Origin of the sequence: Limnohabitans sp., from assembly GCF_034680285.1 — a bacterium.
In the GTDB taxonomy this organism is placed as follows: domain Bacteria; phylum Pseudomonadota; class Gammaproteobacteria; order Burkholderiales; family Burkholderiaceae_C; genus Limnohabitans_A.
The window spans coordinates 164,195-188,125 of the sequence record NZ_JAXITC010000002.1; the positions used below are offsets into that span (position 1 = coordinate 164,195).

The window sequence follows — 23,931 nt, forward strand, 5'->3', positions numbered from 1 at the left end:
CCGAGCGTGAAAAGGTCAGGGCGCTTTGTCGTCAGGGTCTTTTTGTTCAGCTGGCGGCAGCTCGCCATTTTTTCGCCCAGAAAACATGGTCCACCAAACGATCACGACGAACACCAGCAAGGCCAACAAGGCTTCCAGCAAAATAAGCGCCATGAACACGTTCCCATTTCTTGGTTTGCGCCGGACGGCCTCCAGCGGTTTGATCGCAGCGATTGTAGGCAGCCTCGTGGCCTGCTCGGTCACGCCCGTGTTGGATGAGCCCGAACCAACACGGTCATCCACCACCAGCCCTGCCGCCAAGGCACCCAACGCACAAAACGCACCAATGCTGGAGCCCGGCCCTTTGCCACCGGTCATCACACAAGCCAAAAGCCGCTGGGTTCCCGTGCCTTGGTCGGACTTGCCGGGCCTGGAGACCGATGACCTCAAAGAAGCCTGGCCAGCTTGGTTGCAAAGCTGCACGCGACCAGCGGCAGGCTGGGCAGCCCTGTGCCCCGAAATCCGGCAATTGGCCAGTGCCACGGCGTCTGTGCAGCGGCAATGGATGCGGCAAAAGTTGCAAGCCTATCGGGTGGAGTCGCCCACACCCGCGGGCAACGGTTTGTTGACCGCTTATTACGAACCCGTTTTGAACGCCCAACGGCAAGCGCGGCAGGGGTTCAATGTGCCGCTGTATGCCCCCCCCGCTCAGCTGCAAACACGCAAACCCTGGTACACCCGCCAAGAAATGGAGACCTTACCCGCTGCCCGGGCTGCATTGCGGGGGAAAGAACTGGTTTATCTGGCCGACCCGGTGGATGCCATGGTGCTGCACATCCAAGGCTCGGGCCTGATCAATGTGACCGAACGCGATGGCAGTCAACGCATGGTGCGCTTGGCCTTTGCCGGCACCAACGATCAACCCTACAAAAGCATCGGCCGCTGGCTGCTGGACCAAAACCTGATCCGCGACGCCTCTTGGCCGGGCATCAAGGCCTGGATCGACCGCAACCCCTCGCGGGTGAATGAGTTGCTGTGGCAAAACCCGCGCGTGGTGTTCTTCAAGGAAGAGGCACTGCCCGCAGGCGTCGTGCCGCCGGGCCCCAAAGGTGCGCAAGGTGTGCCCCTCACCGCAGGTCGCTCTATCGCGGTGGACCGGGGCAGCATTCCTTATGGCACCCCCGTTTGGTTGAAGTCCAACGGTCCCCAAACCAACTTAGACCGTTTGGTCTTGGCCCAAGACACAGGCACCGCGATCGTGGGTGCAGTCAGGGCCGACTATTACGCAGGCTCTGGACCCGAAGCGGGCGAATTGGCCGGGCGGGTGAAACAGCCCTTGCAACTGTGGGCTTTGTGGCCACGATAAGCAGGATGCCTTTGATCGGATGACTTTAACCTGCCGCCCTGGCTGCGCCGCTTGCTGCACCGCCCCATCCATCTCCTCACCCATCCCCGGCATGCCTCAAGGGAAACCAGCGGGCGTGCCTTGCTTGCAACTTGACGAACAACTGCGCTGCAAAATTTTTGGGCAACCCGAACGGCCTGCGGTGTGCGGTCAGCTGCAAGCGTCGGTGGAGATGTGTGGGGCTGTGGAGGATGGCGGTGTGCACGCCCGGGCTTGGTTGATGCGGCTGGAGGAGATGACACGGCCGGGAAGCCCGAACTGAGCCAGTCACCTAAACGTCATGGCACTCGGCGGTTCATGGGTAAGCTGGGTTTTTTGACATCGGAGTACAGCGATGGCGTTTGAAATTCCTTCTTTAAAAGACAGCGTTCACCCCGATGAATGGCAGCTGCGGCTGGACTTGGCCGCGTGTTACCGGCTGGTGGCGCTTTACGGCTGGAGCGATCTGGTGTTCACCCACATCAGCGCTAAGCTGCCCGAGTCGGTGGCGGGCAAAGACCATCAGTTTTTGATCAACCCCTACGGCCTGATGTTTGACGAGATCACCGCGTCCAGCCTGGTGAAGGTGGACATGCAGTGCAACAAGCTGCACGACAGCCCCTTTCCGGTCAACCCGGCGGGCTTTGTGATCCACAGCGCGGTACATGAGGCGCGGCCAGATGCCGGTTGTGTTTTGCACACCCACACCCGGGCTGGCGTAGCCGTGAGCGCACAGGCGCACGGCGTGCTGCCCATCAGCCAGCAAAGCACTTTTGTGCTGGCCTCGCTGGCCTACCATGGCTACGAGGGCGTGGCCATTCGCGACGAAGAAAAGCTGCGTCTGCAGGCCGATTTGGGCGAAGCCAATTACCTGATGCTGCGCAACCACGGCTTGCTCACCGTGGGCAAAACCATTGCCGATGCGTTTTTGTCGATGTACACCTTCGAGAACACCTGCCGCATCCAAGTCGATGCACTGGCCGGGCAGTCAGGCCCGAAAGACCTGACCGCGGTAGACCCGCAAATTTTGAACGGCGTGGCCAACGCCATGCGCGTGCAAACCGGTGGTTTGGGCGGCGCTTTTGTTTGGCCTTCGCTGCTTCGCAAGCTGCAACGCGAGAGCCCGGGCTACGAAGTTTGAATACGGCCCTACTTGGACGTGGTGAGGGGGCAATCCAATTGTCCATTTCGCGCCCAACGGTCCAGTAGGGGCCATAGCTTCTGCTGTACCTGGACGCCCTTGTTCGTTCGCAAGGCATGGTTGGCGCTCGGCCAACGCCACGAGCACAGAACCATAGCTCGATCTTGGCTAGGCTGAGAGAAGGCAAGATACGCTGAGAGAGGCACGTACTCATCGGCATCTCCCCAAACCAGCAATACAGTCGCTCGACTGGCCCCAAGAGGTTCTGCCAAAGACCAGCTCCACAGGTCACGCCAATACCGCAGACTGCGGCCATGAACAACATGGTCGTCGGGCCAGGTCGATCGCACCATTGCCTGCAACTCTGTCCACACCTCTTCGCGTCCCATCTTTTGGAGCTGCAGCTGAAAGGTTTGCGCAGGATCCAGTCCGGCCGCAGACAACAGAACCAGGCCCATTAGCGCGCTCCCACTTTTGGCGGCTAAGGCGGGCAAGATTTCCGCCCCCTCTGAAATTCCCAGCAACAACACGGGCAATGGCGATGGCTGCTGCAATAAGGACTCCAATGCAACCAAAGCGTCAGCTTGCCAACGGGCCAAACTGTCGTATTGAACGAAGTCGCTTTCACACTGGTCCGGTGGTGTCGAGACCCAGGGCCGGCTAAAGGGCTTGTGAAAGATCCAAATTTCTGCAGTTTGTAGGCCTTCGAAATACCGCTGGGCCACAGGGCCCATACCTGCGCAACCAGAGCCAGGAATCACGACCAACCGATAAAGCGCTGAACCATGGCTGGCAGCTCGCCACAAAACCTGTACGTACCGATCAGCATGGACCGTCGGAACTCGATAAATTTTCCAAGCAGCAGGACTATCAGCGGGTTGTGCGACCAGCGGCATTAACAGCGCCATGACCACTGAACACCAACCCAACAAAGAGCGGCTCGGCTGCATGCCCAACCAATGCATGTTCAACTAGACCTGTAACAATCAACGGAGTATTAACACTTGCTCGGCAGCCGCTGGTTGAGCCTGGCCTGCAGGAACGGTAACACCTGATTGTGCTGGCCGAAGGCGTTGGGACATGGGGGCGTCCATACCCATCTGAGCAGCCAATTGTTCGTACACGCTTCGCGAGAGGCTTTGTGATGTTTCTCGCATCACCTTGGCGCGGTTGGGTGGAACAAGGTCGCCACGGGCAGACAACAACTTGGTGTCGTTGCCATTGCCTTGTGCAGAAAACGCAGCCTTAATTTCCAATGTTTTTGTATTGATCAAAGAGAAATCTGCCAACAGATCCAGTAAGAACTGGTGACTGGAACTACTGGTGCCTTGAATCGGCGTCAATTGGTCACGAAATTCAATACTAGAAAGCTGCCCAAACAGAACGTAGTCAGCGCCCGAAAATTCGCCCTTCTTGATGCGAGCAATGATGTCATTCACCTCAGGTTGACGCACGGGCTGGGCCATTTTGCCTGTTTGTAATTGTTGCAAGGCCTGCTCGGCTTTGGTGGGTTGGGGGTCTCCCGCGTCAAAGCCTTTCCCCTGAACCAAACGGAAAGTTGTTCCTTGGATCAATTGACCCTTAATGTCATTGGTGAACGAGCGCAGTTCTCGTTGCTCCAAATAGCTGTATTTACCCGCCACATACGTGCCACTGCCACTGTAACTGGCCGTGACGGAATTTCGGTTGGCATTGAGTGAAGCTTTCTCACTGTAGGTGCCTGCTTCAAAATATTGAGAAACTGCACGGGTATAAGCCAAGTCTGTCACCGCCACTTTAGGCGGATTTTGCGCCCAAACATAAGGCGTTAAGCAGGCACTGGACAGAGCAAGGAACGCCAAAAGAAATTCGCGTTTCATGGTTTGTTTCATGTTTACTTCCTTTTCAGCGCTTGCTGGTCTTGCGAATTTCTTTTTCTTCTTGCCACTCGATCGTTCCCTCTTCAACGTCGAACATCTTCAACGTAAATTTATAGAAAACATCCTTGGTGGTGTTGTTTTGCTTGACGATGCTGGTCAGCTCACCTTCAAGGCTGTACTTGGCTGCGGTCATCTTGCCCACCTTGGCTGTTGTGTTGGACTTATACAGACCGCTTTGATTCTGGCGATTTAACTCGTCAACGCCCGATTGCATCTCGTTAATAGACCGCGTGAAACGCACCTTGCCCGATTTGACCAATGAAGTCTGTATCGAGTTCATGACGTTGGTGGTATCGATGTATTCGCTGGTTTTGTTGCGCACGGTGGAAATGGTGACCGTTGGGCGACCTTGGAAAATGCCCGTTTCCAGCAAGCTACCCACCATTTTTTCGGCCATCATTTGCAAATCTGTGGAGCCAAACTCATTGGTTACCAATTCGACGGCCTTGGCATCACCATAATTGACCTGCCGGTCAAAACGCACCACAGGTGACGTGACTGCTGTGGTGCATGCACTGAGCGTGCAAGTCACCAACAGGGCCAAAAAGAGTTGGGAGATTTTCATGTCGTTTACTTTCGTCTGTTCCTGATTTATTTCTTTTCGAAGCTCAACTCCAGACGGAAGTCTGTGGCGTTCGAATGGTGAGCAACGCCTTTGATCGTTTGCTGACCTTGGCCCATGAGCATGATCTGCTTCCAGGATTCGCCATCACCTATCTGGTTTCCCACCCCGTCTAACCAGCGATAACGGTAAAACACCATTCGATCGGCAGTCGCCTTGTTGTGCAATTCAGACTGTACGGTCAGGATGTCGTTGCGGCGTACAACACGCATCTCTGGGATCACCACTTCGGGCGCATCGCCACGAGAAATCAACTTGGCGGACACTGCCGCAGGCGTTACTACTCCGGGATTTTGAGCCCATACGGGGTAGGAACTGATCGATCCAGCCACGAAGAAAGCAATTAAATTTAATGTTAGATATCGTGTCATTTGTTATCTTTCGCTAAGCTGACCACCATTTGATGGCCATCAGCACTGTATTTTTTATTCCTTGTTCTTGACGATGGATTACCGAAGCAGTGAGGGATGGCCTCGGTTGTTCCTTATCATGGCAACTGGCCCATAAAAGCCACCGAACTGGTCAAGTTCAGGTTTTCATACAAGCGCAAAGGTACAAGCGCATATTGACCATCGATTTTGATAGGACCAAAACTTCGACCTGCAACTGTGATCGTATGCTCTCCTGGCGGCAGGTGAGCACGCGCAAGATAGACTCGGCCAGGTAGCATCCTCCAAATGCGGTCATCGGCTTGCTCAGTAACCGCGGAGGCAACGGCTCCGATCAAGCCCCCCCATGGTCCTGCATTTTTTTCAAGCTGTTCTTGCATTAGCCCCTTCGCAACAGCACGCGTGAAACCACGCAAAACCATTCCAGGCATTTCATCTTTGAGGGCGCGACGGGCCATGACGTTCAAGTCCACTACCTTACTCAAAGGCAAGCTGTTATTACCCCACTGCAAACTATCCAAAATGGGGTCTTTAGAGGGTTGAATCGTAGGGTATGAAATGCTCACTGTCCTTACGCGGCGCCCAGTTGGTACAGGTAAGGTGAAAGCGCGAGGGATTCGGGCGGGAGCAGTACCCGCTTCCACCACAAACAAAACATCGGTCATGCGCTGTTTACGTTTCCACGTGAAACTGGTGCGATCGTCGAGGCCACGCAATCCTTCCTCAAGTGCAGGCGCATTTGGGGTCAACTCAATTGCCTTACGGTAGCCCGGCGCAGCCAAACCCGGCTCATTGAGCGCTTCGTACAAAAACCCGGCCAGATAATGGCTCAATGCGTTTTGATAGCCGTTCTTCAGTGCCAAAACCTCCGGATCATTCAGCGACTCAACGGGGTAACCGTTGATTTCCTTACCCTGAACCTGTGCTCCCTTAGCTTTGGCTTCCTCTTCGGCCTTGCCTGTCTCCTTGCTGCGGAATTCGGCAATCACCGCTTCCCGTTCATGCGTTCGTTTGACATCAACCCGGGCTTTGTCGAGGTCCATCTGCCCAATCCGATTGAGTGCGATACGTGTGGTCAACCACACTTTTTCGTAATCCTGCCCCTCATAGACTTTCAGCCGCTCACTCACTACGGCAGCTCCCAAAGTACCCAACAGTTTTTGTGGGTTTGTCTTGGCTGCCTCTTCCCACTCGATCACTTTGGCGTCAGCGGCAAGGTATGCTTGTGTGCTTTGATCAAATTGCTTGTTCAAACGGAGCAACTCGCCTTTCTCCATGTTGTACAGGAGTTCTTTTTTGGCCTCTTCCGACTTGTTGCGCTCGTCTAGCTGACGCAGGGCCGACTGAAAATCGCCTTGTTGACTTACACCCTGAATTTTTTGAGCCGTCTCATTGTGGCTTTGCATGCTCGCACAGCCGGTGAGCAAAACCAATATGGTTATTGCAACAAAGTAGCGTGATTTATTCATTCTTGACCGTTCAAATTTAAATAATTTATTTTAATACTTGAAAGCACCTGAACATGTCTCTTTTTGAAAAATACACAGCGGGATCTTTGATGTTGGCCTCACGCATCGTGATGGCTCCACTCACACGCAACCGCGCACCCGGCTCGCTGGCCAACGCCCGCATGGCCACCTATTACCGCCAACGCGCCAACCCGGTCACGGGGGCGGGCCTGATCGTCACCGAGGCCACGGCCATCAGCCACCAAGGCCAGGGCTACGCCGATGTGCCCGGCATCTGGAGCGCGGAGCAAGTCGCCTCGTGGAAACAGGTCACCGATGCCGTGCACGCCGAAGGCGGCAAGATCGTGATGCAGCTGTGGCATGTGGGCCGCGTGTCGCACACAAGCTTGCAGCCCGGTGGCGCAGCGCCTGTAGCGCCATCGGCCCTGACAGCTCAAACCAAAACCGTGCTGCTGGTCGACGGCCAGCCCAAGTTTGAGCCCGTGTCCGCGCCGCGTGCGCTCGACGCGTCCGAGCTGCCGGGCATCGTGCAAGACTACTGCCGCGCTGCGGCCAACGCGATTGCCGCTGGGTTTGACGGCGTGGAGGTGCACGCGGCCAATGGCTATTTGATCGACCAGTTTTTGCGCAGCAGCAGCAACCACCGCACTGATGCGTATGGCGGCTCCATCGAGAACCGTACCCGCTTTTTGCAAGAAGTGATGCAAGCCATCGTGGCCGAAATTGGTGGTGCACGCACGGGCATCCGCATCTCGCCCGTCACACCCGCCAACGGGGTGAGCGACGAACAGCCTCAGCCTTTGTTTGAGCATGTGGCGCGTTTGTTGGCACCGATGGATTTGGCTTTTGTGCATGTGATCGAAGGCTCGACGGGCGCTGCGCGTGACCACCAGCAAGGCGACACGCCGTTTGACTACGCCGCTTTGCGCCAGGCCTACACCCAAGCGGGTGGCCGCGCCGCATGGATGCTGAACAACGGCTACGACCTGAGCTTGGCCGATCAGTCTCTGGCCAGCGGTGCAGACCTGATCGCCTTCGGTCGCCCCTTCATTGCCAACCCCGATTTGGGTGCACGCCTGCGCCAAGGCGGCCCCTTCAACACACCCGACCGCGCCACTTTTTATGGTGGTGGGGATGCGGGGTACATCGACTATCCCTTCTTGCCGCAGGCTTAAGGATGCGGCACAGTCCTCAGCCCAAACCAATGGGCGCGGGGGCGCGTGTGACGATCAGGCTGAAGAGCCTTTCATAGGCCTCAGCGGGCCGGTAATGGCCTGTGAGAGGGTCAGCGTTTTCGGCAAACGCCTCGTTCAGCAGCCGCCAGTCTTCGTCCGAAAAGCAGCGCTCGGCCTCGGGCAGGATGACGTTTTCTTCCAAGTTCATGTGCTCCAAATAAGCATCGATGTACTGGCCAATGGCTTCTTCAAATTCCGTGCGCCTGCTCGGGCCCAACAAATCCCAAGCCAACAGCAGGTGCTGTAAATCGCGGGCGGCTTTTTCGCTGCGCATGTGGTCACGTTCGAGCTTGTCCACCGCGCCCATGACTTTGGGGGCGAGCTTGACCACTTTAGGAAAGAGCAGGTTTGACTCTTTGGGGTGGTGCAGGCGCTCCGGGAATTCGTCGATGTAAAACAGCATGCCGCGCAGCACATCAAAAAACTGGCGTCGGTTGTCGCCCGGCCCTTTTTGCACCATGAGCCGCATGGATTGCAGCATGGCGGCCAAACTCGCGTGTTCGTCGCGGATGGTCTGAAGGGCGCTGTGGCGGGTCATGAAATTTCTCCGTGAAGTGAATGCCTTCACTCTGCGCTTTTGTCCCACTCCTCGCCATGATGCACGTCAAGAAAATGTGCTTCAGGGCTTCCAACGCTTCAGCAGCAATGCGTTGGCCATGACACACACCGAGCTGAGCGCCATGGCTGCGCCCGCCATCATGGGGTTGAGGTAACCCAAGGCAGCCATAGGGATGCCCGCCACGTTGTAGGCAAAGGCCCAGAACAGGTTCTGCCGAATCTTGGCCACAGTGCGGGCCGAGATATCGAGCGCCGCGCCCACCAAAGCTACATCGCCGCGCATGAGGGTGATGCCCGCCGCGTGCATGGCCACATCGGTGCCATTGCCCATGGCCATGCCCACATCGGCGGCGGCCAAGGCGGGCGCGTCGTTCACCCCGTCGCCCACCATGGCGACCACCTTGCCACCCGCACGCAGTTTTTGCACCTGCGCCGACTTGTCACCGGGCAGCACATTGGCCAGCACTTCTTCCGCTTCGGGGCGCAAGCCCAAGCGGCGGGCCATGGCTTCGGCAGCGGCTTGGTTGTCGCCCGAAATCATCACCAGCTTCAAGCCGCGATCGCGCAACACCGTTAATGCTTGCGCTGCGCCCACTTTGGGTTCATCCCCAAAACCCATGAGCAGCAGGGCATGCAACCCCGCATCGGTGCGCTCTGCCAAAGCCGACAGGCTTGCGCCTTGCGCCTGCAAAGCGTTGATGTCTGGCTGCCACATGCCGATGTTCAGACCTTCTTCTTGCAGCCAGCGCAAACTGCCCAGCAACAGCTGTCTACCGTCCACCTTGGCCAACACGCCCTTGCCGGGCACGGCTTGCAGCTCTTGCGCGGTGGGGCCTGACAGGCCCAGCTTTTCTGCGGCACTCACCACCGCACGCGCCAAGGGGTGTTCGCTGCCACTTTGCACCCGTGCGGCCAAGGCCAACGCCGTTGTTGCATCGTTGCCGGGCGCAGGCACATGGGCCAGCAAGCGTGGTTGGCCCACGGTGAGCGTGCCGGTTTTGTCAAAGGCCACGGTTTGCACGCGGTGCGCCAACTCCAGCGCCTGCACGTCTTTGATCAAGATGCCGTGTTTGGCCGCCACACCCGTGCCCGCCATGATGGCCACGGGCGTGGCCAGGCCCAGGGCGCAAGGGCAGGCAATGACCAGCACGGCCACCGCGTGGATGAGTGCTGTTTCAAAATCTGAGCCCACGGCCATCCACGCACCCAAAGTGATCAGGGCGATCACCAGCACCAAGGGCACAAACACTTCGGCCACTTTGTCCACCAGCCGCTGAATGGGCGCCTTGGCCGCTTGCGCGTCTTCCACCAGGCGGATGATGTGCGAGAGCACGGTTTCGTGGCCCACGGCTGTCACGCGCATGAGCACGCGCCCTTCGCCATTGATGGAGCCGCCCGTCAAGGCCGCACCCGCAGCCTTGGCCACGGGCAAGGGCTCGCCGGTCAGCATGGATTCGTCCACCTGGGTTTGGCCTTCGACCAGTTCACCGTCCAGCGGAAAACGCTCCCCAGGCCGCACCACGATAAGGTCGCCCACCAAGATTTCGTCCACAGGCACATCGACCTCGCCGTCTTCGCCCAACCAATGGGCTTTGTCCGGGCGCAAGGCGTGCAAGGCACGGATTGCCTCGGTGGTCTGGCGTTTGGCACGCGCCTCCAGCCATTTGCCCAGCATCACCAAAGTGATCACCACGGCCGAGCCTTCAAAGTACAGATGCGGCGCGTACCCCTCATGCGCGTTAAGCCACAACCACACCGACAAGGCCCAACCTGCGGTGGTGCCCAAGGACACCAGCAAATCCATGTTGCCCGTGAGCGCGTTCAGCGCATGCCAACCGGCTTTGTAAAAACGTGCGCCCAACACAAACTGCACAGGCGTGGCCAGTGCAAATTGAACCCAAGCGGGCAGCATCCAATGCTGGCCCCACAGCTCGGCCAACATGGGCAAGACCAAGGGCGTGGTCAGAAGCAGACCTACACCCACCGGCATGAAGCCTGCCCAGGGTGATTCGCGGCCTGCATCAGCCTGTGCTTCGGGTGTGCGAGGCTCGTACCCGGCGTCGCGCACCGCGCGGCGCAGCCGTGCGTCGGTCACGTCAGTGGACGCCACTTCGATGCGGGCCGATTCTGTTGCCAGGTTGACCGTGGCGCTGAGCACACCGGGCATTTTTTTCAGGGCTTTTTCGACCCGCGCCACACACGAGGCGCAGGTCATGCCGCCGATGCCGATATCGTAGGTGAGTGGAGGTTCGTTCTTGATCTGTGTCATGGCATGAAGTCCTGGATGGTCTATGCTCAGACCAGACCCCAACGGGTCGTGTTCAGTTCATTAAAGAGGATGCATCATGAACCAAATTTTCACCGTTGAAGGCATGACGTGTGGCCACTGCGAAAAAGCAGTCACCAAAGCTTTATTGTCTTTGGACGCACAAGCCAAGGTTGTGATCGACCGCACACACAACACCGTGCAAGTGGATTCAGAAAAAAGCCGCGACGTTTTGGCCCAAGCCATTGCCGATGAAGGTTACCGCGTCACCGTTTGAATTTTTTACCCCCTTAGGAGTTTCATATGACTAAAAACATTGGCAACATCGAACGCATCATCCGCATTGTGGGTGGTCTTGTATTGATCGCTCTGGCCGCGACAAGCACTGTGGGCGTTTGGGGCTGGGTGGGCCTGGTGCCATTGGCCACGGGCTTGACGGGTTGGTGCCCGCCTTACAGCTTGCTGGGCATCAACACTTGCAAGAATAAAAACATTTGATTTTTAGATCCGGTGTGCTGCTCTGTGATTTTTGAGTTTTGACACATGTCAATCTTTTGCAAGATCACCTTGGGTAAGCTGTGGTCATGCAAGATCCATCACCCACACCTCCAGTTCACCCACGTCTTGAGCTCTTTTTACCGCCCATATTGCCCCTGCTGAAAGACCAGCCCATGCAATGGCTGGCTTTGGGTTTCAAGGATCTGGCACGGTCTCCCCTGCTGAGCATGATGCATGGCTTGGTTTTGGCTTTGCTGGGGGGGCTCATCACTTGGGTGGCACACGACCGCTTCTGGTTATTGGCAGGCTCCATGTCTGGCTTCATGGTGGTTGCTCCAGTTTTAGCCACCAGTTTGTATGCGATGAGCCGAGCCATGGAACGGGGTGAAAAAGTTGATTTTCGGCTCTTGATCAACACTTGGACCCAGTGGCAAATGCGCTTGCGGCATGAACCCGACAGTTACTGGAGTCTGATCCGGTTTGGTTTGTTGTTGGGTCTTGCTGCCACAGGCTGGGTCATCACCTCGGCTGCATTGATCACTTTATTGGCACCTGTACCGATCCACACACCGATCGATTTCATCCGCCATGTGGTGTTGGCTAAACAAGGGTATTTGTTTGAAATATGGGTGGGTCTAGGCGCCATGATGGCCTTGCCCATGTTCGCTTCGAGTGTCATTTCGATGCCCTTGTTGCTGGACCGCCAAGTCACTGTCATGCAAGCGGTACTGACCAGTTGGAAAGCCGTGCTGACCCATCCTTTTCAGATGACTTTTTGGGCTTTCCTCATCGTGGGCTTCAGCTTGCTGGGCATTTGTTCATTGTTCTTGGGTTTGATTTTGGTGGTCCCTATGCTTGGCCATGGCAGTTGGCATGCCTACCGCCACATGGTGGATGTGTCCGATTTGAGTGAACGCCTCACCGAGCAAGGTGAGCGCTGATGTTCGGATTCAGTGAAGAACAATTTGCTTGGTTTGGCCTGACCATTGGTGTTGGGGCCTTCATGCTGTACATGCTTTTCATCATTGGTCAGCTGGCCTGGGAATCCAAAGCTGGCAAATTTGGAACTTTTGTGATTTTTTTAGGCTTGGCTTTTGGCATGCTGGGTTTTGTGGCCAAAGGGGTCATCCAATGGCTGATCGGTGGCTGAAAACCGACCGGGATAAACCTGTGGATAAAAACCATGGAATCTTATGGTTATCCACAGCTTGGTCTGCCATGGCCAAGTTGTTCATTTTGACGTGACACCAAAAAATCAGACTCACACACACCCTTGAAAGCAAGATAAGTCTATGTCACTGCTCAATAAACATGACTTGTGCACAGATCTGGCCTTTGCTTACTACTACGACTATTTAAAGATATAAAACTAAAGAGAGATAGCAAAGAAGAAGTGCGCTGTTAAGATTTGCATCTTTCCATCCCAGTCTGCACCATGGCGATCGTTTCAGAAGACCCTTCTCAACCCTGTTACGACATCAAAAGCGCTGATTTGTCTTTGTTGGCTTTGTTACTCAAGACCACTGACATCACTGCTGTTTCATTGGCATTGAAGCAACAATTGTCTGAGACACCTGGTTTTTTTGACCAAGATCCTGTGGTGGTGGATGTGAGTGCTTTGGGTCTAGACGCCGATCAAACACTGGACTTGCCATCATTGATGGCTGTTTTGCGAGAGCATCAATTGGTTCCCTTGGCCATCAAAGGTGCCCACGAGGCACTTTTATTGCAAGCCAAGGGGCTGGGCTTGGTAGATGCTTCAGATGCCCGAATTCGGCGTTCTGTGGCTGTTGAACAGCCATCGATGCCGGAGACTGCACCTGCCCCCATCGTTTCACAGCCTGCCACGGTAGCCCCATTGGGCGCGATGGTCATTGATAAACCTTTGCGATCAGGTCAGCAGGTGTATGCCAAAGGGCGAGACCTGATTGTTTTGGCCATGGTCAACGCAGGTGCTGAAGTGATTGCCGACGGGCATATCCATGTTTATGGTGCATTGCGTGGCAAAGCCATTGCAGGTGCGCGGGGCAACACACAAGCGCAAATCTTTGCCCAAGTGATGGAGCCTGAGTTGATTTCCATCGCGGGTGTTTACCGCACCAGCGAAAATGCTTTACCCAAGGATGTTCTGGGCCAAGTGGCCCAGGTGTGTTTGCAATCTGGCCCTGATGGGGACAAATTGCTGATCACAGCCCTCAAGTCCTAATTTTTCAATCGAGTCCAAGAAAGTTTTTCCATGGCAAAAATCGTTGTTGTGACCTCTGGCAAAGGCGGCGTGGGTAAAACCACGACCAGTGCCAGTTTCGCTACCGGCCTGGCCCTCAGGGGCTTCAAAACCGCTGTCATTGACTTTGATGTGGGTCTGCGCAATCTGGACTTGATCATGGGCTGTGAACGCCGCGTGGTGTATGACCTGATCAATGTCATCCAGGGCGAAGCCAACCTGAACCAAGCCCTCATCAAAGACAAGCAGTGCGAGAACTTGTATGTGTTGGCAGCTTCGCAAACCCGTGACAAAGACGCTTTGTCGCAAGAAGGTGTTGAAAAGGTATTGAACGACTTGAGCGGCATGGGCTTCGAGTACATCGTGTGCGATTCGCCTGCAGGTATCGAGACGGGTGCCTTGATGGCCATGCACTTTGCCGATGAGGCTTTGGTGGTGACCAACCCCGAAGTGTCTTCGGTGCGCGATTCCGACCGCATTTTGGGCATGTTGGGCAGCAAGACCAAACGCGCCATTGAGGGATCTGAACCCATCAAAGAGCACTTGCTCATCACCCGTTACAACCCCAACCGGGTGGAAGAAGGACAGATGTTGTCCTTGCAAGACATTCAAGACATTCTGCGCATCAAGTTGTTGGGCGTGATTCCTGAAAGCGAAAACGTGTTGCAGGCTTCTAACCAGGGCACACCCGCGATTCACATGGCCAACAGCGATGTGTCGGAAGCCTACAAAGATGTGATCGATCGCTTCTTGGGTGAAGACAAGCCGATGCGCTTCATCGAAGCAGAAAAGCCTGGTTTCTTCAAACGTTTGTTTGGAGGCAAGTGAGCCATGTCCTTTCTTTCCTTCCTGCTGGGTGAAAAGAAGAAAACCGCCAGCGTTGCCAAAGAGCGCTTGCAGATCATCTTGGCCCATGAGCGCAGTGGTCGTAACGTTGCCGAGCCCGATTACTTGCCTGATTTGCAGCGTGAGTTGGTGGCGGTGATCAGCAAGTACATCAAGATCAATCCCAACGACATCAAAGTCAATTTGGAACGTCAGGACAATCTGGAAGTGCTCGAAGTCAAAATCGAACTGCCTGACGCACGCTGATTTTTTTCGGTCCAACCGCACATGAACCATCGCCTTGAAAAAGGCGATGTTTTTTTATGGGTGTCCTTGTTTTACTGAGCGCTCAGTGAAGCCCACAGAGTCCGTGCTGCACGGATGTTGCGTTCTTTGACGTGACCAAAACCTTTGATGTTCTCAGGCACGCGTGCCACATTGACCGCATGGGTGTGTGAATCGGCTGTCAAGTTCTCCAGCACGTCATCGATGTGTTGCACATATTCGCGTATCAAAGCACGCTCGGTTTGGCGCTCTTCGGTTTTGCCAAAGTAGTCCAGCTTCGTGCCGCGTAGTCCTTTGAATTTGGCCAAAATTTTGAACCCTGTCAGCATGATCGGTCCAAACTTGCGCTTGACCAATTCGCCTTGGCTGTTGTGTTTGGCCCAAAGTGGCGGGGCAAGGTGGAAGTGCACTTTGAAGTCGCCTTCAAAGCTATTTTGAATGCGCTCCATGAAGCCTGTTTGGGTGTGTAGACGGGCGACTTCGTATTCATCCTTGTAGGCCATCAAGCGGTACAGCTGACGAGCCACGGTGTCGCTGAGCAGGGTCTTGCCCAAAGGTGCTTCGGTGGCCTGAACGCGTGCCACGATGCTTTGGTAAAGCTGTGCGTAAGTGCTGTCTTGGTAGTCGGTCAAACGTGCCATACGGTCGGCTATCAGGTCTTCTAAAGAATCGCGTTTTTTGAACTGGATCACCTGTTTGGGGTGCATTTGTGCCATCAGCGCATCCAACTGGTGCGCGGCGTGGCGTCCCCATTCAAAAGCGGCCAGGTTGTTTTTGACTTGCACATCGTTGAGCTCGATGGCCCGCACCAAAGACTCGCGGTGCAAAGGCACCCAACCCTTTTGCCAGGCGTAACCCAGGATCATGGGGTTGACGTAAATTGTGTCGCCCATCAGTTTTTTGGCCAAAGCATCCGCATCAAAAGCACCGACGCCTTCCACGCCGACTTGCGCTGTGATTTCGGCCACGCATTGCTCGGCCGGGTTTTGCCAGTTGCCGTTTTTCACAAAAGCGGCAGTGGGTGTGCTGTTGCTGTTCAGGGCTACATGGGTGCGGCCCGCGCGCATGCGCAAAGTGGTTTCTTTGGATGCGCTGACGATCGGGTCACAACCGATGATCAAGTCGGCTGCGGCCATGCTCACACGCGTGGTGCGGATCTCGTCTTGGTGGTTGGCCAACAAGATGTGGCTCCAGGTGGCGCCGCCTTTTTGGGCCAAGCCTGCAGAGTCTTGTGTGACGATGCCTTTGCCTTCCATGTGCGCAGCCATGCCCAGCAGCTGGCCGATGGTGATGACGCCAGTGCCGCCCACACCGGCCACCACCATGCCCCAGGGTTCGTGGATGGTGGGCAGAGTAGGTTCTGGCAATGCGCCCAGGCTGGCTGGGTTGATGCTGGTGGTGGTCGAAGTGGCTTTCTTTTTGAAAGTGCCGCCTTCCACCGTGACAAAGCTGGGGCAAAAGCCTTTGAGGCAGCTGGTGTCTTTGTTGCAGGTGCTTTGGTTGATGGTGCGCTTGCGGCCCAAAGGGGTTTCAAGAGGTTCGACCGACAAGCAGTTGGACTGCACACCGCAGTCGCCACAGCCTTCGCACACTTCTTCGTTGATCATCACGCGCACGGCGGGGTCGACCATGGTGCCGCGTTTGCGGCGGCGGCGTTTTTCGGTGGCGCAGGTCTGGTCGTAAATGATGACGGTGGTGCCTTTGATTTCGCGCATTTCGCGTTGGATGCGGTCAAGTTCGTCGCGGTGGAACACACGCACGCCATCCACTAAAGCCACGCCGTCGTACTTCTCTGGCTCGTCGGTCACCACCACAATTCGCCCTGCACCTTCCGCCTTCATGCTCATGGCGATTTGCACCACACTGTGGCCTTCGGCACGCTCACCCACAGGCTGGCCACCGGTCATGGCCACCGCGTCGTTGTACAAAATCTTGTAGGTGATGTTCACACCCGAAGCCACGCTTTGGCGCACGGCCAAGATGCCGCTGTGGAAATAGGTGCCGTCGCCGATGTTGGCAAAAATGTGCTGGTCGGTGCAGAAGGGTTGCTGGCCCGTCCATGGCACGCCTTCGCCGCCCATTTGGGTGAAGCCCGTGGTGCTGCGGTCCATCCAGAGGCTCATGAAGTGGCAGCCAATGCCCGCCATGGCGCGTGAACCTTCGGGCACCTTGGTGGAGGTGTTGTGGGGGCAGCCTGAACAGAACCAGGGAGTGCGGTCGGCGGCCGCGCCCAAGGTCAATGTTTGCAAGGACTTTTCTTTGGCGTCCAGCACAGCCAGGTGCGCGTCGATGCTGGCCGTCGTGTCGGCATCCACGCCCAGTTTTTTCAGGCGTTTGGCAATGGCCCTTGCAATCAAGGCTGGGGTCAGGTCGGCGTTGGCCCGCAGCAATGTGCGTTGGGTAGGATTGGGCGTCGACCATTCGCCGCCTGAGGTGTCGCCATCGGCTTCGTCGAATTTGCCCACGATGGCGGGGCGTACATCGTCGCGCCAGTTGTACAGCTCTTCCTTGAGTTGGTACTCGATGACTTGGCGCTTTTCTTCGACCACCAAAATCTCGCGCAATCCGGTGGCGAATTCGCGGGTGGTGTGCGATTCAAGTGGCCAGACCACGCCCACCTTGTGCACCCGGATGCCTAGGCGCTGGCAGGTGGCGTCGTCCAGACCCAGATCGAGCAAGGCTTGTCGCGTGTCGTTGTAGGCCTTGCCGCTGGCGATCAGGCCAAACCGATCGTTGGGCCCCTGGATGACGTTGTGGTTGAGCTTGTTGGCGCGGATGTAGGCGAGAGCCGCATACCACTTGTAGTCGAACAAACGCGCTTCTTGTTCCAGCGCAGTGTCTGGCCAGCGGATGTGCACGCCACCGGGCGGCATCACAAATTCGGGCAGCACGATTTGCACGCGCTCGGGGTCGATGTACGCGGTGGCGCTCGACTCGACAATTTCCTGGATGGTCTTCATGCCCGACCAGATGCCCGCAAAACGGCTGAGCGCGAGGGCGTGCAAGCCTTGGTCCAGGATGTCTTGCACGCTGGCCGGGAAAAACACGGGCAGGCCGCAGGCCTTGAAGATGTGGTCGCTCTGGTGCGCGGCGGTGGAGCTTTTGGCCACATGGTCGTCGCCCGCCACGGCCAGCACGCCGCCCCAAGGCGTGGTGCCCGCCATGTTGGCGTGCTTGAACACGTCCGAGCAGCGGTCCACGCCTGGGCCTTTGCCGTACCAGATGCCGAAGACACCGTCAAACTTGTTGGTGCCTGGGGGTGCAAAGCCCAGTTGTTGCGTGCCCCACAAAGCGGTGGCGGCCAGCTCTTCGTTGACGCCGGGCTGGAACACGATGTGCTGGGCTTTGAGGTGGTCCTTGGCCTTCCACAATGACTGGTCGTAGCTGCCCAAGGGCGAACCACGGTAACCGCTGATGAAGCCCGCCGTGTTTTTGCCTTGCAAGGCGTCGCGCTGGCGTTGCAGCATGGGCAGTTTGACCAGGGCCTGCACGCCACTCATGAAAGCGCGGCCCACATCGAGGCTGTACTTGTCGTCCAGCGTTACCGTCTCTAAAGCCTGGCGGATCGATTCGGGCAAGGGAGCGTTCATGGTCTGTCCTGCGACTGAAATAGAAATCACAGTGTAGAGCGTGCCTGTCGACAAGTGCTTGCTTTCGGAGACAGGATTTGCCCTATGATTTGAAAGAATCTTGCTCAAAGAGGCCTATTTTGGAAACATTGGATAAATTTGACTGGGCGATCCTGAACGAATTGCAAAAGGACGGACGGCTGACCAATGCCGAACTGGCGCAGCGTGTGGGTTTGTCTGCAGCGCCATGTTGGCGTCGCGTGCGGGCGCTGGAGGAGTCGGGCGTCATCAAAGGCTACCGCGCGGAGATCGATCGACAAAAGGTGGGGCTGGATGTGCTGGCCTTTGTGCGCTTGGATGCTGAACGCAATCGGGGCGACATCACGCGCCAACTGGAAGAGGCGATTCGCATGATTCCCGAGGTCGTTTCATGCCATTACATCAGCGGCACCGGCACCTTTGAGCTGCAGGTGGTCAGCAAAGACCTGAACACCTTCAGCCAGTTTGCCCGTGATGTGTTGATCAACCTGCCCAATGTGAAAGACCTGCACACCAGCTTTTCACTGGGCGAGGTCAAGGCGGCAGGGGCCTTGCCATTGCGTTTTTGAGTCTGTGTGGAATCTGGCACCTGCCTGTAAAATAAGCAGCTTCAACCGACCCCGTGGCAGGGCGGTCTCCGGCGCAGGCGGTGCCTATTTTTGGCCTTTATTCAAGGCGGACTTCTCATGCTTTACCCTCAAGAATTCGATGTGATCGTGGTTGGTGGCGGCCATGCCGGAACCGAAGCCGCGCTCGCGTCCGCCCGCATGGGCTGCAAAACGCTCTTGCTCAGCCACAACATCGAGACGCTGGGGCAGATGAGCTGCAACCCCAGCATTGGCGGCATTGGCAAGGGGCACTTGGTCAAAGAGGTCGATGCTTTGGGCGGTGCCATGGCCTTGGCGACCGATGAGGGCGGCATCCAGTTCCGCATTCTCAACAGCTCCAAAGGTCCAGCCGTGCGCGCCACCCGCGCCCAGGCCGACCGCATTTTGTACAAGGCCGCCATCCGCCGCATGTTGGAAAACCAGCCCAACCTGTGGCTGTTCCAGCAGGCCGTGGACGACCTGATGGTTGAAGGTGACCGCGTGGTCGGCGCTGTGACGCAAGTCGGCATCCGTTTCCGTTCGCGCACCGTGGTGCTGACGGCGGGCACTTTCCTGGATGGCAAGATCCATGTGGGTTTGCAGAATTACGCGGCGGGCAGGGCAGGCGATCCGCCGGCGGTCAGTCTGTCGGCGCGGCTCAAGGAACTGAAGCTGCCGCAAGGCCGCTTGAAGACCGGCACACCACCGCGTCTGGATGGCCGGACTATTGACTTTTCCAAATGCTTGGAACAACCCGGCGACGGTGTGCCCGGCGGCATGAACCCCGAGGGCGGGGTGCCGGTGTTCAGCTTCATGGGCAACGCAGGCATGCACCCGCAGCAAGTGCCGTGCTGGATCACCCACACCAACGAGCGCACACATGACATCATCCGCTCCGGTTTTGACCGCAGCCCCATGTTCACCGGCAAGATCGAGGGCGTGGGCCCGCGCTATTGCCCGAGTGTGGAGGACAAGATCAACCGCTTTGCCGACAAGGACAGCCACCAGATTTTTCTGGAGCCCGAAGGTCTGACGACGCACGAGTACTACCCCAACGGCATCTCGACCAGCTTGCCGTTTGACATCCAGTACGACCTGGTGCGCTCGATGAAGGGCCTGGAAAACTGCCACATCCTGCGCCCCGGCTATGCGATCGAATATGACTACTTTGACCCGCGGGCTTTGAAGAACAGTTTTGAGACGCGCCAGATCAATGGCCTCTTCTTTGCTGGGCAGATCAATGGCACCACCGGTTACGAAGAAGCTGCTGCACAGGGATTGTTTGCGGGCATCAATGCCGCGCTGCAATGCCGGGGCGAAGCAGCTTGGACGCCAGCGCGCGACCAAGCTTATTTAGGCGTATTGGTGGACGACTTGGTGACCCAGGGTGTGACCGAGCCCTACCGCATGTTCACCAGCCGCGCCGAGTTCCGTCTGCAGCTGCGCGAAGACAACGCCGATGCGCGCCTGACCGAAGTGGGCCGGCAAATGGGCTTGGTGGACGACGCCCGCTGGGATGCCTTCAGCCGCAAACGCGATGCTGTTTCACGTGAAACAGAGCGTCTCAAATCGGTTTGGGTGAACCCACGGAACTTGCCTGCCGAAGAATCGGTTCGTGTCTTGGGCAAAGCCATTGAGCACGAACACAACCTGTTTGATTTGCTGCGAAGACCGAATGTGAGTTATCCGGCCCTGATGACGCTCGACGGCGGTCGCATGGCCAGCGCAGATGTTTCACGTGAAACATTGGGCGACCTGAGCCCCTCGGTGATTGAGCAGGTGGAAATTGCCGCCAAGTATTCCGGCTATATCGACCGTCAAAAAGGGGAGGTGGAGCGGGCTGCGTTTTACGAGCACCTGCGCTTGCCCGAGAGTCTGGACTACATGCAGGTGTCGGCCTTGTCGATCGAGGCGCGCCAAAAGCTGGCCAAACACCGCCCCGAAACCCTGGGCCAGGCCTCTCGCATTTCGGGCATCACGCCTGCCAGCGTGTCCCTGCTCTTGATCCACCTGAAAAAGGGTGGCTTCAAAGGCTTCATGCAAGCCACAGAAGATCGTGTTGAGATGGGCGTGCAGGCATGAGCGTGAATTTGGAGGCGGGCCTGCGCTCGGGTGCGCAAGCCTTGGGCTTGAGTCTGCCGGAGGGGCAAATCCAGCATTTGCTGGGCTACGTGGCACTCATCCAAAAATGGAACAAGGTCTATAACCTCACGGCGCTGCGCGACCCGGCGGACATGCTCACGCACCACCTGTTGGACAGTTTGACCGCCATCGCCCCCTTGCGCCGGCACACTCAAGGCCAATCCGTCCGGGTGCTGGATGTCGGTTCGGGTGGTGGTTTGCCCGGGGTGGTGTTGGCCATTTGCATGCCCGAGCTGAATGTGAGCTGTGTGGACACCGTGGCCAAAAAAGCCGCGTTTGTGCAGCAGGTGGCCGTGAGCCTGAAGCTGCCCAACTTGCGTGGCCTGCATGCGCGGGTCGAATCCCTGACCGATCCGTACCAGGTCATTTGCTCCCGGGCCTTTGCCTCCTTGCCAGACTTTGTGACCTGGTCGCGTTCGGCTTTGGCCGTGGGCGGTGTCTGGATGGCCATGAAAGGCAAGCACCCGCAAGACGAAATCGATGCTTTGCCAGCGGACGTCAAAGTGTTTCACGTGGAACCATTGACGGTGCCAGACTTGGACGTCGAGCGTTGCATGGTCTGGTTGCGACCCCAAAACGACTGAATCGCTGTTGTTTCACGTGAAACACGCGCCATGCGTGGTTTGAAAAAGAGCGGGCCGGGGCGCATCACTTACACTCGCCCCATCCCCTTGAAAGTACATGCATGTTTGGTATTTCGGATTACGGCGCGTTTTCTGCGGCCTTTGTCCTGTTGTTGTTTTTACCCGGCCCAGGCAATTTGGCCTTGATCAGCTCGGCCAGCAAGGGTGGTTTGTCGGGTGGTCTGGCCTCGGTGCTCGGCCTGTTGGTGGGTGATCAGGTCTTGTTGTGGCTGACAGTGGCAGGTTTGGCGGCTGTGCTCACAGCTTTGCCACCCGTGTTTTTGGCATTGCAGTGGGCGGGAGCGGCCTATTTGACGTGGTTGGGTTTCAAAATGTTTACCGCTCAACCCGGAGAAGGCCCCAGCATCCAAATCACGCCCGGGCATTACTTTCGCGAAACCTTGTTCATCACCTTGCTCAACCCCAAGGCGATCATGTTTTACTTGGCTTTTTTTCCTCAGTTCATTGACCCGGTCAACCATCAAGGCTGGATCACCTTTGCAGCGATGGCGCTGACCATTGTTGTTTTGGGCTTTATCTATTGTTTTGGGGTGGTGCTGGTGACGCATTTCATGGCCGAGCGGATTCGTGCCCACCCCAAGCTTTCGAGTTTTTTGCAAAAAATGGCAGGGGTGTGTTTGATTGGCTTTGGTTTGAAGATGGTTTTCACCAAATAATGGCCAACGTGCCCGTGTGCTTTTTGAAAGTCTCTCATGTTCTTTGGCATCTCTGACTACAGTGCTTTTGTCGCCGCCATCGTCTTGTTTTTGGCCATTCCTGGGCCGGGTAATTTGGCGCTTATCACCTCCACCAGCAAAGGGGGTGTGTCCGGCGGTTTGATGGCCACCTTGGGGGTGATCGCAGGCGATCAGGTCTTGATGTGGTTGGCGGTGGCTGGGGTGGCGACGGTACTGGCCACTTACCCTGCTGCGTTTGCTGCCATTCAGTGGCTGGGCGCCGCTTACTTGGCTTGGCTGGGCTTCAAAATGCTGTCGGCCAAGCCCGGCGATGCCCCTGTGTTGAACATCCGGCCTCGGCAGTATTTTCAGCAGGCGCTGGCCATCACCTTGCTCAACCCCAAAGCGATTGTTTTTTACATGGCGTTCTTCCCTTTGTTTGTGGACCCACAAACTCATTTGGGAATGATCAGCTTTGGCGTGATGGCCGCCACCATTGCGGCACTGACCTTTTTGTACGGGCTGGGCATGACACTGCTGACGCACCACTTGGCCGAGCGCATGCGTGCAAACCCCGTGGTGGGCCGCGTGCTGGAAAAAGTGGCGGGCCTTTTCTTGGTGGGTTTTGGCCTCAAACTGGCCTTGTCCAAATAGAGCGCACGCTGCCACCGCTGACTGTTGTACGAATTGATTAACCTGAGCGCAATTTATGGCCACCATTTTCTGCATTGCCAACCAAAAAGGGGGGGTGGGTAAAACCACCACCACCGTCAATCTGGCCGCTGGCTTGGCCAAAGTCGGGCAGCGCGTGCTGTTGGTCGACTTGGACCCTCAGGGCAACGCCACCATGGGGTCGGGCATCGACAAACGCACCGTCGAGTTGAACGTGTACGACGTGTTGTTGGAGTCCGCCACGATTGCGGAAGCCGTGGTCAAAGCCGACAAGTGTGGTTACGACGTGATCAGCGCCAACCGCGAATTGGCCGGAGCCGAGGTGGAGTTGGTGCAACTGGAGCACCGCGATCAGCGCCTGAAAAATGCCTTGAAGGAGGTCGATGCCGATTACGACTTTGTGCTGATCGACTGTCCACCCTCGCTGTCCATGCTCACGCTCAATGGCCTGTGTTCAGCCCACGGCGTGATCGTGCCCATGCAGTGCGAGTACTTTGCGCTCGAAGGCCTCACGGACTTGGTCAACACCATCAAACAGGTGCATGCCAACCTGAACAAGGACCTCAAAATCATTGGTTTGTTGCGCGTCATGTTCGACCCGCGCATCACCTTGCAAATGCAAGTGAGCGACCAGCTCAAGGCCCACTTTGGCGACAAGGTGTTCGACACCGTGATCCCGCGCAATGTCCGCCTGGCCGAAGCGCCCAGTTACGGTTTGCCGGGCGTGGTGTTTGACGCCTCCGCCAAGGGCAGCCAAGCCTATGTTGAGTTCGCCCGTGAGCTGGTGCAACGTGCACCTACGCTCTGAGCTTTGGCACTTTTCGAACC

At 56.8% G+C, this 23,931-nt stretch carries 25 protein-coding genes; 17 read left to right on the forward strand and 8 right to left on the reverse strand.

From position 1 onward, the window contains the following. Positions 1–15: 15 nt before the first annotated feature. Positions 16–153 carry a hypothetical protein gene (locus SWE17_RS02540; protein WP_322991556.1) on the reverse strand — a complete coding sequence of 46 codons (138 nt, stop codon included), beginning with the start codon at positions 151–153 and terminating at the stop codon, positions 16–18. Between SWE17_RS02540 and SWE17_RS02545 the strand changes: the two genes are divergently transcribed. The 3 genes from SWE17_RS02545 (at position 152) to SWE17_RS02555 (ending at position 2,504) form a co-directional block, all read left to right on the forward strand. Beyond that, positions 152–1,345: a murein transglycosylase A gene (locus tag SWE17_RS02545; protein ID WP_322991557.1), complete on the forward strand. Its 1,194-nt coding sequence runs from the start codon at positions 152–154 to the stop codon at positions 1,343–1,345. The two genes, SWE17_RS02540 and SWE17_RS02545, sit on opposite strands and share 2 nt — an antisense overlap. Before the next feature lie 19 nt (positions 1,346–1,364). After that, the gene (locus SWE17_RS02550; protein ID WP_322991558.1) at positions 1,365–1,646 is read left to right on the forward strand and encodes a YkgJ family cysteine cluster protein; all 282 of its coding nucleotides are present in this window, start codon (positions 1,365–1,367) and stop codon (positions 1,644–1,646) included. Between the two features lie 72 nt (positions 1,647–1,718). After that, the gene (locus tag SWE17_RS02555; protein ID WP_322991559.1) at positions 1,719–2,504 is read left to right on the forward strand and encodes a class II aldolase/adducin family protein; all 786 of its coding nucleotides are present in this window, start codon (positions 1,719–1,721) and stop codon (positions 2,502–2,504) included. Between the two features lie 986 nt (positions 2,505–3,490). On the opposite strand, the gene SWE17_RS02560 is transcribed toward SWE17_RS02555, so the two are convergent. The 4 genes from SWE17_RS02560 to SWE17_RS02575 all read right to left on the reverse strand — a co-directional run bounded on the left by SWE17_RS02560 (position 3,491) and on the right by SWE17_RS02575 (position 6,903). After that, entirely contained in the window at positions 3,491–4,375 is an 885-nt protein-coding gene (locus tag SWE17_RS02560) for a hypothetical protein (protein WP_322991560.1), read from the reverse strand. Positions 4,376–4,388: 13 nt separating this feature from the next. Beyond that, complete coding sequence (gene lpoB, locus SWE17_RS02565; RefSeq protein ID WP_322991561.1) at positions 4,389–4,988, reverse strand: penicillin-binding protein activator LpoB; 600 nt, start codon at positions 4,986–4,988, stop codon at positions 4,389–4,391. 26 nt (positions 4,989–5,014) lie between these two features. Beyond that, positions 5,015–5,311 (reverse strand): YcfL family protein, encoded by a 297-nt coding sequence (locus SWE17_RS02570; protein WP_322991562.1) that lies wholly within the window; start codon positions 5,309–5,311, stop codon positions 5,015–5,017. A 221-nt stretch (positions 5,312–5,532) separates the two neighbouring features. Continuing rightward, on the reverse strand, positions 5,533–6,903 hold the full coding sequence (locus SWE17_RS02575) for a hypothetical protein (protein WP_322991563.1): 1,371 nt from the start codon (positions 6,901–6,903) through the stop codon (positions 5,533–5,535). 53 nt (positions 6,904–6,956) lie between these two features. Here SWE17_RS02575 and SWE17_RS02580 point away from each other — a divergent pair, with 53 nt between their 5' ends. Further along, the gene (locus SWE17_RS02580; RefSeq protein WP_322991564.1) at positions 6,957–8,078 is read left to right on the forward strand and encodes an alkene reductase; all 1,122 of its coding nucleotides are present in this window, start codon (positions 6,957–6,959) and stop codon (positions 8,076–8,078) included. Between the two features lie 16 nt (positions 8,079–8,094). On the opposite strand, the gene SWE17_RS02585 is transcribed toward SWE17_RS02580, so the two are convergent. Next, positions 8,095–8,676, reverse strand: a complete 582-nt coding sequence (locus SWE17_RS02585) for a hemerythrin domain-containing protein (RefSeq protein WP_322991565.1) — start codon at positions 8,674–8,676, stop codon at positions 8,095–8,097. An 81-nt stretch (positions 8,677–8,757) separates the two neighbouring features. Beyond that, on the reverse strand, positions 8,758–10,965 hold the full coding sequence (locus tag SWE17_RS02590; RefSeq protein WP_322991566.1) for a heavy metal translocating P-type ATPase: 2,208 nt from the start codon (positions 10,963–10,965) through the stop codon (positions 8,758–8,760). A gap of 76 nt (positions 10,966–11,041) precedes the next feature. Between SWE17_RS02590 and SWE17_RS02595 the strand changes: the two genes are divergently transcribed. The 7 genes from SWE17_RS02595 to minE all read left to right on the forward strand — a co-directional run bounded on the left by SWE17_RS02595 (position 11,042) and on the right by minE (position 14,776). After that, the gene (locus SWE17_RS02595; RefSeq protein ID WP_322991567.1) at positions 11,042–11,239 is read left to right on the forward strand and encodes a heavy-metal-associated domain-containing protein; all 198 of its coding nucleotides are present in this window, start codon (positions 11,042–11,044) and stop codon (positions 11,237–11,239) included. 26 nt (positions 11,240–11,265) lie between these two features. Beyond that, positions 11,266–11,460 carry a DUF2892 domain-containing protein gene (locus SWE17_RS02600; protein WP_322991568.1) on the forward strand — a complete coding sequence of 65 codons (195 nt, stop codon included), beginning with the start codon at positions 11,266–11,268 and terminating at the stop codon, positions 11,458–11,460. Between the two features lie 86 nt (positions 11,461–11,546). Next, entirely contained in the window at positions 11,547–12,401 is an 855-nt protein-coding gene (locus SWE17_RS02605; RefSeq protein WP_322991569.1) for a DUF2189 domain-containing protein, read from the forward strand. Beyond that, entirely contained in the window at positions 12,401–12,610 is a 210-nt protein-coding gene (locus tag SWE17_RS02610) for a DUF2788 domain-containing protein (protein WP_322991570.1), read from the forward strand. Before SWE17_RS02605 ends, SWE17_RS02610 begins: the two co-directional genes overlap by 1 nt. 285 nt (positions 12,611–12,895) lie before the next feature. Next, positions 12,896–13,666, forward strand: coding sequence for a septum site-determining protein MinC (gene minC, locus SWE17_RS02615; RefSeq protein ID WP_322991571.1), 771 nt, complete (start codon positions 12,896–12,898; stop codon positions 13,664–13,666). Between the two features lie 30 nt (positions 13,667–13,696). Then, positions 13,697–14,512, forward strand: coding sequence for a septum site-determining protein MinD (gene minD, locus SWE17_RS02620; RefSeq protein ID WP_322991572.1), 816 nt, complete (start codon positions 13,697–13,699; stop codon positions 14,510–14,512). Positions 14,513–14,515: 3 nt separating this feature from the next. Beyond that, entirely contained in the window at positions 14,516–14,776 is a 261-nt protein-coding gene (gene minE, locus SWE17_RS02625) for a cell division topological specificity factor MinE (RefSeq protein ID WP_090044154.1), read from the forward strand. Positions 14,777–14,847: 71 nt separating this feature from the next. Here the strand turns inward: minE and SWE17_RS02630 are convergent, their stop codons facing one another. Continuing rightward, positions 14,848–18,384, reverse strand: coding sequence for an indolepyruvate ferredoxin oxidoreductase family protein (locus SWE17_RS02630; RefSeq protein ID WP_322991573.1), 3,537 nt, complete (start codon positions 18,382–18,384; stop codon positions 14,848–14,850). Positions 18,385–18,503: 119 nt separating this feature from the next. Between SWE17_RS02630 and SWE17_RS02635 the strand changes: the two genes are divergently transcribed. From SWE17_RS02635 to SWE17_RS02660, 6 genes are all read left to right on the forward strand, one after another. Next, the gene (locus tag SWE17_RS02635) at positions 18,504–18,971 is read left to right on the forward strand and encodes an Lrp/AsnC family transcriptional regulator (RefSeq protein ID WP_322991574.1); all 468 of its coding nucleotides are present in this window, start codon (positions 18,504–18,506) and stop codon (positions 18,969–18,971) included. Positions 18,972–19,088: 117 nt separating this feature from the next. Beyond that, the gene (mnmG, locus tag SWE17_RS02640; protein ID WP_322991575.1) at positions 19,089–21,071 is read left to right on the forward strand and encodes a tRNA uridine-5-carboxymethylaminomethyl(34) synthesis enzyme MnmG; all 1,983 of its coding nucleotides are present in this window, start codon (positions 19,089–19,091) and stop codon (positions 21,069–21,071) included. Continuing rightward, a complete protein-coding gene (rsmG, locus tag SWE17_RS02645; protein ID WP_322991576.1) occupies positions 21,068–21,715 on the forward strand; it encodes a 16S rRNA (guanine(527)-N(7))-methyltransferase RsmG in 648 nt (215 codons plus the stop codon). The genes mnmG and rsmG overlap by 4 nt, the downstream gene beginning before the upstream one ends. Positions 21,716–21,816: 101 nt before the next feature. Continuing rightward, positions 21,817–22,431: a LysE family transporter gene (locus SWE17_RS02650; RefSeq protein WP_322991577.1), complete on the forward strand. Its 615-nt coding sequence runs from the start codon at positions 21,817–21,819 to the stop codon at positions 22,429–22,431. Positions 22,432–22,467: 36 nt separating this feature from the next. Beyond that, positions 22,468–23,085 (forward strand): LysE family transporter, encoded by a 618-nt coding sequence (locus SWE17_RS02655; RefSeq protein ID WP_322991578.1) that lies wholly within the window; start codon positions 22,468–22,470, stop codon positions 23,083–23,085. A 55-nt stretch (positions 23,086–23,140) separates the two neighbouring features. After that, entirely contained in the window at positions 23,141–23,911 is a 771-nt protein-coding gene (locus SWE17_RS02660) for an AAA family ATPase (protein ID WP_322991579.1), read from the forward strand. Positions 23,912–23,931 lie beyond the last annotated feature (20 nt).